This window comes from Bradyrhizobium monzae (genome assembly GCF_021458635.1).
In the GTDB taxonomy this organism is placed as follows: Bacteria; Pseudomonadota; Alphaproteobacteria; order Rhizobiales; family Xanthobacteraceae; genus Bradyrhizobium.
Genome location: NZ_JAIRDQ010000019.1, coordinates 53,301 through 61,441, shown reverse-complemented (window position 1 = coordinate 61,441; position 8,141 = coordinate 53,301). Strand labels below are relative to the sequence as shown.

Here is an 8,141-nt window from a genome sequence, read left to right as displayed (position 1 = left end):
GCCTCGAGTGTTTCGGCGATGTAGGCGGCCGGGTTGACGTCGTTGAGCTTGCAGGTGGCGACGAGCGACGCAAGCAAGGCCCAATTTTCAGCCCCGACCTCATGCCCGGCGAAGAGAGCATTCTTTCTGGTCAGGCAGACTGGCCGGATGGCGTTCTCGACCGGATTGGTGTCGAGCTCAAGGCGCCCGTCTTCGAGGAAGCGGGTCAGCCCCTGCCAGTGATTGAGCGCGTAGCGGATGTCCTCGGCGAGCGTCGAACCGCTGGAGATCATCGACAGCTGTTTCTCGAACCAAGGCTTTAACGCGGCGACCATGGGCAGCGAGTGCTCCTTGCGCCCGGCCAGCCGGATGTCCGGCGATGCACCGCGTACCATGGCTTCGATGGCGTAAAGCTGTGCGATGTGCCGAACGGCGGCCTCAGCGATCGGCGATTTGCTGTTACGGGCCAATTTGACGAAGCGCCGGCGCAAATGGCTCCAGCAATGCACGAGCGTCCACGGCCCTTGCGGTCGAGCGACTTCGGTCAGCCGGTCATAACCGTCATAGGCATCGCATTGCAGGAAGTGTCCGCAAAAGCCATCCAGGAACTGCTCCGCAAAGGCACCGCTGCGACCGGGGGCATATCGGAACAGCACGATCGGCGGACTTGGACCGCTGTGGCCGCGGTCGTCGGAGACGATCGCCCAGAAGTAGCCTTTCTTCGTTTGGCCACGCCCGGGATCGAGCACCGGCGCCGTGGTTTCGTCCATGAACAGACGATCCGCCAAGGCCAGGCGGTGGCGCATGTGGTCCGCGATGGGCTGAAGATGGAAGCAGGCGCGGCCGGACCAGTTGCCCAGTGTCGCCCGATCAAGCCGGATGCCCTGGCGCGCATAGATCTCGGCCTGACGGTAGAACGGCGTATGGTCGCCAAACTTGGAGACGATCACGTGCGCAATGGCCGCTTCGGTCGGCAGCCCGCTGGGCACGACGTGCTCCGGTGCGTGCGCCTGCACGACAGGGCCCGAGCAGTGGCGACAGATGTATTTCGGGCGGCGCGTGACCAACACCCGCCATTGCGCCGGGATCACGTCGAGGCGTTTGCTGACGTCCTCGCCGATCTTCGTCATGCGCCGCAACCGCACGGACAGAGCGTGCTCGCAGGCTCGATGATCCGTTCCACCCGCGGCAAATGGGTAGGCAAGCAGCCGCGATTGCGATGAGAACCTTGATCCGGCTCGCTCCGCGAGCGGCCCTTGATCACAGCCTCGGCTCTTTCCTGCGCCGCGTCCAGAATGCCCTGCGCGATCTCCACGTCTTCCAACGGTAAGTGATACTGATCTGGCCGCAGCTTCTCGGACTTCGCGCCGAACTTTTCGCGGCGCAATTCGCCGAGGATGACCTCCAGCCGACGCCGCGCTTCCTCCGACGCCGCCAGCGCCCCCTGATGCTCGCTCAAGGCCGCCTGCGTTTGCGCCAAAAGCGCTTTCAGTTGTTCATTTTCGTCGCGCAGCGCCGCGATGCTCATGCGCTATTTCGAGCACATCGCCGCCGCGCGTGCCACGTTCAAAATAGCTTCCGAGTCATTCTGCCGCAGTTATCCAGCCGCCTGGGGACGCCGCGCTTCTTCCGGGCGGACCAACCTCCAATCCAGCCCCTCGAACAGGGCTGCGAACATCGCCGGCGATATCCGCATCACGCCGTCCGCGATCGTTGGCCAAACGAACCTGCAACCTTCAAGACGCTTGTGCACCAACACCAGGCCCGTTCGATCCCAGACCAAAATCTTGATCCGGTCCGCTCGTTTCGATCGGAACACGAAGGCTGCGCCGCTGAACGGGTCGAGACGAAGCATCTCCTGCACCTTCGCCGCAAGCCCATCGTGGCCACAGCGGAAGTCGATCGGCCGCGTCGCGATGTAAATCTTCAGATCGGCACCGGCCGCGATCATCGTGAAGCTCGCACTGCGCGGATCACCCGGGACAGCTGCTCGCCATCTATGGCTGTCTCCGTCCGCAGCACGACATCGCCGATCGCGATCTCAAGCTTGATCGCCGGAACGTGACGCTCCTCCAACGCGCTTTCCACGACCAGCGGTGCGAATGTCGACTGCGATGCCTCGCATGGCGCCAACATGCCTCGCTGTCGAAACCGCCTTCGCCAATCGTAGATCTGCCAGCGCGTCGCTCCGTGCTTGCGCGCCACCTCGGNCCACCTGCGCGCCGGGCAGCAAGCTCTCGGCGACAATCCTGGCTCTCTCGGCCTCCGAACGCACGCGGCGCCCCGACGGTCCTTCGAGGACCTCCAGCCGGCTCACCGGCCCTCCCGGTGAGCCGTCCAAATGGACGTCCTTTTTGCTGTCCAATCCCATCCAAACCTCCGTTCCAAGCCGGAGGCTTCTTCGCACATTCAATCTAACTCTGAAGCCAGGGTATCGGCTTCGCGCTTACCTTCCAACCAAGTCCGTGGCTCCACAATCGGGGTACATTACAATCCAACTGACATTGTCGGATATCCTTCAGTGTCGATTGTCGGTTTTGAGACAGTTCGAGCGATGTGACGCGACGCACGTTTCAAGGCTCTTGAAGATACGTGTATCAAGGGCTTGCAGAAGCGCCAGTTTCAGTTCGGCACGCCATTTGCGTGTTGGAAGGACATCACTGAGCAATCGGTGATGTGGGGCGGATGCAGCGCCTGACAGTACCCGACGTTGGGCCACCCCGCTTGTAATCGGAACGAGGTGGTGTGCAACGGTACGTCCGGACGGTTGCGGCGCGGCTCAGGTCGCTCACAGCCTCGTCGTGATGCCCTCGGCGGTACGAGCACGAAGCGCCGTGGGTACAACAGGACAGTATACCTGTATGCAGAAACATAGTGAAGGTGGAAATCCCCATGCAGCCTATTGAACGAGCCGCGTTTCCATATCCGGACCACTGGCGCTCCAAGTTCGAAGATTTGCCCTTGCTGATAGAGGGCGAATCGAAGGTGATCCGCGTTATCGACGATGAAAGCGTCATCGTGCGTTTAAAGCCCACGTTGTTTTCGTACTCCGCAAATCGCGCTGCCACAGTTGAGGGCACCGACTGGTTACGTCTACGCATCACCGAGCGGCTTTGGCGGATGCTAGAGGCTGAGGGTGTGCCTTCCACGATCGTTCACGTTGGTGAAGACTATTACATCAGTCGGCGAGTTGCGGCTCCGCCCATCGAGGTCATCGTGAAGGCGGCTTATGTCGGGACACCAAAACATATATACCTCGGGTTGGAGACTTTCCCGACGCGTCATGGCGGATACCTCCGACCGGATCAGCGACACGAACCCTATGTGCGCTTCGACTGGCGCAACCCGCTACCACATCGGGACGAATGCATGCCGAACTGGCTGGCGGACCGCTTCATCGATACGGGTGCTGCCAAGCATTTGGCTTTGCGAGCCTTCAACGCGCTGGCGACAGTCTTGGCATCGTGCGAAATTGAACTCCTCGATATTTGCTTTTTTATCACCGCCGAAGGCGATGCGATATTTGGCGAGGTTTCACCAGACTGCATGCGAGCCAAGCACGCCTCACATGATTTAGATAAGGACCTTTGGCGTAAGGGCAAAGATCCAGAGGTTATCCTCCGCCAGTGGCGAGCGTTTCTGGATCGGCTTAAAGGGCTTCCATGAAGATGAGCAATCCTGGAGCCATCATCTTTGACTGGGGTAACACCCTTTGCGATTATCCATTGCGGACCGAGGCCGAACAGGTTGAGTTCTTGCATGATTTCCTCACCGATTCGTCCAGCTTTACAGATTTGGCCACTGTCACAGCGCCGAGATCCATCGCTAGCGCAACGTTGCAGGCGCTGAACAAAGAGCGCGAGGATTGTCGCGTGGTCTCGTTCGCCGACCGGTTGAGATGCGCACTGGCACCCGACATGGATGACGCGGATGCAACGCTACTCGAGCTGCGCCTCTGCAAAAGAATCTTTGCTAGTGGCCAGCTCATGCCAGACGCGGAGAACGTCATTGCTACCCTTCGCCAAACGGGCTACCGGACGGCGATCTTGTCTAATACGCCTTGGGGAACGAGCCACAGGTTATGGCGAGCCGAGGTAGCTCGGCACACAAATGTCAGCCGCAACTGCGATCTTGTCATGTTCTGCGGCGATTTCGGTTATCGCAAGCCCAGCCAAGCCGCTTTTGAAGCCTGTTTAGACCTTTTGCGTGAGGCGCCAGACAGGGTCATCATGGTAGGTGATAGCTTTCGCTCGGATGTTCTGGGCGCACGCGGCGCGGGATGCCGAGCAGTTTGGTTTTGCCGTGACGCCTCGTTGCCAAAAGACGACTCGGTCGCTGTCATGACGACGCTCGATGACATCATTTCGCTCCTCGGCAAGGGCGCATAAGCAGTACCGGTAATTTGATTTCTAGAGGAAGCGTTTGTGACTCCGGGCGTCTCTGCGCCACGCTCAGATTGAGCACTACAGTTGGTGCACTGCGAAACCGATCGGAAGAATCCACGGCAACATCTCTCGTTCGGGTTTAGTATCCATCGCTGCGTCGGAATACACCTTGCGGAACTGCAGCTGAAGATCCTTTGGGAGTCGGCATCCCATTCCATACCACGGGCTCGGCGAGCGAAAGGAGCCAAAGCCATTAAAAACCCGAAGCAGCATTGCGCTGTCCGGTCCACACATTGGTTGAGCCGCAGCCCCCGAGGTTGATTGTAAAGCTGATCGCTGTGCCGCTACTGGCCTGGGCAAGCCAGCCTGTCATCCGCTGACGGGGCGCCTTCGTCACAGCTATTCGTCGCGTTATTCGTATAGGTGCCGGAAACCGCGCCCGTGCTCTGGTCATAGCTGTTGACCGCCAGAACAGAGCCGTATTGCGTGCTCCACGTCCAGATGGGTTGCGCCTGCGCCGATGCCGTCAATAGCAGCCCAAGGCCGGCCAAAGCTATCTATCTCGTGAGTTTCCAGTTTGCTTGATGCATCGCCGACTCCATGTCGTTTCAGAAAGGTGTCTATAAAGCTCCCTTTGCCGCATCCGTTATCGACGCTCCGAAGGATATCAGGGCCAAGCCAAGCTGGATAAGCATCTACGTCGTCGGTGAGCTTCTGGCCCACTTTGGTGATCTGCGCACGGCTGCCGGACGCGCTACAGAACACTGCAAAGGGTGATAAGCTGGCCGATCGAGCAAAATCCGAACAAGAAGGCCAACAAAAGTGGGGCAGCCTCAGTTGGAGGCCCACCATCGTGAAGCGGCAGGCGAGACGGCGGTCGGCCCTGCGCAACCGCCTCGGTGACCTCCCACGGATGACCGATCAAAATATCCAGCAAATCGGGCCGTAGAGGGCCGATGCATCTCTGGTCGCAAACTTCGGAATCCACAATTCCATGTGTACAATCTCGATAGGCTCGCCGCCGCGACCGTGAGAGAAATAACCTCGAGCTTTGCTTCGAAAGCCGCATTTTCGGTAGAAGCCTACGGCATTGACCGTCGCCTCGAGCTTTATCGATCCGCTATGGCCCAAACGCGATTGGGCGATCCCGATCTTGAGCAGCCGCCGGCCTAGTCCGACGCCGGCGACTTCAGGCAATATGAACAACCGAGTTAATTCGCCCGGCAGGGCGTCAACGAATCCGACCACAACGCCGCCACGCAGACAGACCATCATCCGTCCGTTGCCGATGAGTTCTTCGTAAAATGATGGCGTGCGCTCCCCCATCCAGTTTTCGATTTGACCCGGAGAATACGACGCCCTGGCGAGGCCGCCGATCGAAGCCTTCGTGATGTTGAAGACCGATTCGGCGTCCTGCAGGCGCGCGGATCTGAACGAAAAATCGGCGGCGTGTGTCACGCGATGATGATTCCCCGCTGCCAGTACGTTTATCTCACAGCGTTTTCAGATATTCGACGAGCGACCGCCGTTCGTCCTCGTTCAGTTCGGGACCGATGACGCCAGGCGGTAGCTTCGTTACGTCAATCTCTTTGCCCTGGAAAGAGTGTCCACGGTTGCTATTTCCGAGTAACGATACGTCGAAATTGGTCAGGCCTGCCGCGCAAGCCTCGTCCGCGTGCGCTTTCGTGACAAGCCCGACATTGACTGGATCGAATTGGCGACTGCCAACGCAGAACGACGTTGGCCGCTCGCGTTGGGGCAGCAACATATCTCTCAAGGTCGGGACTGATCCGTTGTGTAAATACGGCGCTGTCGCCCAGACCCCGTCCAGCGGACGTGCCCGATAGCGAGGTTCGAGAGAAAGAACATCTTTGTCCTTTCCGTTAATGTTGGCGCGTGCTCCGACATATGCGCGCTGGTTTTGGCAATTTTTCCTCGGCCCCCACATCTGCTGCTTGATCTTGTCGGGAGTGCCGTTCGCGACGTTCCATTGGTCGATCGTCTTACCGACCACATCCATCAGTGCGAGCACGAACAGCGGATCTGCCTCATCCGGCAACAAACCACAACCCCACGCTTTGTTGAGATCGTCAACGGGTTTCACGCCAAGCGACTCCGGCAGATGAACCCGACGTTCTGTAAGGACGCGGGACTGTTGACGGTCAGTGCCGATCTCGGTCACCGGCAGCTGGACAACGTTGAAGTAATGCCGTCCACCGATTTCGACCCAATTTTTCTCGTTCTTCGCGGTACGATCCGGGTTCTCCGGCTTCCAGAACGAATCCTCCGGCCACTTCTTGTCGAACTCGGGATCGTTGACTGGGCCTCGATGGCATTCGAAGCAATGCGCTCGATAAAGGTCGCGGCCTTTTTCGACGAGTTTTTGGTCGATGGCCCAAGCCGGGTCACCTCGAAATTTTTCCTGCGCATCCCTCCATCGCGGAGCGATCAGTCCATTGAACTTCTTGTCACCAGGGTTGGTCGCTGAGAAGGGGTCGGTACCGCGCAAAAGCTCTTCGAACCGTGCAACGTCCGAAAGATGAATGGACGAACCAAAGAGCGGACGATCGGGCGCGGCCGCTGTCATGTTAATCTTGGCTGCGACACCGAGCGTCTCACCCGCATTGCGAACAAGTTCACTGAGCACGGAGGCGTCGTATTGTGCCCATAGAAAATACGGAGTGTCCCAGATCGGTGGAAAGCTCACGGGCGCATCGTTGCGCACGAAGTTGCCTTTTAGCAGCGGATCCGGGAGCTTGCCGGTCTTCTGATCGAGAAAATTGGTGTAGAAGACTTGGTTGCCGATCCGGTTCAGTGCATCCAGCCGACCGAAGCCTTCGTCGAGATCGACAACGCCCTGCGCCGCCAAAAGACCATCTGTCTGCGCTTTCTGATTCTTGATTTTTTCGAGCGCGAGCTTCAGGCCCTCCTTAAGCTTTTCCCTATCGACGCTTTGACCTTTGATTTCCTCCAGCTTGCTGGCAAAATGCTCAAATCGCCAGGGGAAGAGCAGTGTGTAGCCGATCGACAATCCGACTACGCGTTCGACCTCGCCGAGATTGACCATCGACGGGCCGCCATCGAATCGGATGCTCACATTCTTGTACTCAAGATGCCCGGTATGACAGGCAGCGCAGGTCAGCCCGATCTGGTCTTCATATGGCTCGCCCGTCGTCGGGTCGACACCTGCTTTTAGAATTGCGAAGCCGACGGGCAATCCATTCGGATTGTCCGTCGGGTTTGGGACCCAGCCGAGCTGAGCCGCGTCTGCCTTTGGCGTATCATCTTGATAGCCATATTTGGGTGCGTTGCCGGTAAAGCCCTTCGAGCTGGGACTGGGGATAAATCCGAGGCGACGCAGGTACTCGTCGTCTGTCAAACTGGTGTAGAATACGGACAGCTCCGGTCGCTCCAACGCCATGAACCATTGATAAGGGACAGGAATTGTGGCGGTCCCCTGCGACGTATGATGAAACCAGTAGCGCTGCTGTGCGCTCCAGTTTTGCGGTAACCAGTAGGCTTGCTCGATCTTCGACGGCTGCGGCAAGGTGGCCGGCAGCAATTTAGCGACAAGGCTGGCCTTGCCTTCAATTGAGAGCGCAACGTCGCGGAGCTTTTCCGGCACGAAGTATGCCGTTCCGGCCACTGCCGCAACGGTAATGCCGGTCACGATGAGCAGGCCCGCCAAACAAGGCCAACCTCTCATCCAATAATAAAGACCACAGAAGATAAAACGCAGCTTCGTAAGCAACCACCTCATCATCGTCCCCCGACTTT

General features: G+C 58.6%; 6 protein-coding genes and 1 pseudogene. 2 read left to right on the top strand and 5 right to left on the bottom strand.

Going from position 1 to position 8,141, the window contains the following annotated elements; translation table 11 throughout:
- Both tnpC and tnpB read right to left on the bottom strand, forming a co-directional pair.
- Nucleotides 1-1,507, bottom strand: a pseudogene (tnpC, locus tag K3F49_RS38015) (IS66 family transposase); the annotation flags it as partial.
- A gap of 69 nt (nt 1,508-1,576) precedes the next feature.
- Nucleotides 1,577-1,930: an IS66 family insertion sequence element accessory protein TnpB gene (gene tnpB, locus K3F49_RS38005; RefSeq protein WP_027545641.1), complete on the bottom strand. Its 354-nt coding sequence runs from the start codon at nt 1,928-1,930 to the stop codon at nt 1,577-1,579.
- 941 nt (nt 1,931-2,871) lie between these two features.
- On the opposite strand from tnpB, the gene K3F49_RS38000 reads away from it, so the two are divergent.
- Complete coding sequence (locus K3F49_RS38000) at nt 2,872-3,645, top strand: phosphoribosylaminoimidazolesuccinocarboxamide synthase (RefSeq protein ID WP_234685972.1); 774 nt, start codon at nt 2,872-2,874, stop codon at nt 3,643-3,645.
- Nucleotides 3,642-4,367: an HAD family hydrolase gene (locus K3F49_RS37995; RefSeq protein ID WP_234685971.1), complete on the top strand. Its 726-nt coding sequence runs from the start codon at nt 3,642-3,644 to the stop codon at nt 4,365-4,367. The genes K3F49_RS38000 and K3F49_RS37995 overlap by 4 nt, the downstream gene beginning before the upstream one ends.
- 250 nt (nt 4,368-4,617) lie before the next feature.
- Here K3F49_RS37995 and K3F49_RS39355 read toward each other — a convergent pair whose 3' ends face one another.
- From K3F49_RS39355 to K3F49_RS37985, 3 genes are all read right to left on the bottom strand, one after another.
- Nucleotides 4,618-4,737, bottom strand: a complete 120-nt coding sequence (locus K3F49_RS39355; protein ID WP_276575468.1) for an avidin/streptavidin family protein — start codon at nt 4,735-4,737, stop codon at nt 4,618-4,620.
- A 548-nt stretch (nt 4,738-5,285) separates the two neighbouring features.
- The gene (locus K3F49_RS37990; protein ID WP_234685970.1) at nt 5,286-5,822 is read right to left on the bottom strand and encodes a GNAT family N-acetyltransferase; all 537 of its coding nucleotides are present in this window, start codon (nt 5,820-5,822) and stop codon (nt 5,286-5,288) included.
- A 34-nt stretch (nt 5,823-5,856) separates the two neighbouring features.
- A complete protein-coding gene (locus K3F49_RS37985) occupies nt 5,857-8,115 on the bottom strand; it encodes a di-heme-cytochrome C peroxidase (RefSeq protein WP_234685969.1) in 2,259 nt (752 codons plus the stop codon).
- Nucleotides 8,116-8,141: the final 26 nt, after the last annotated feature.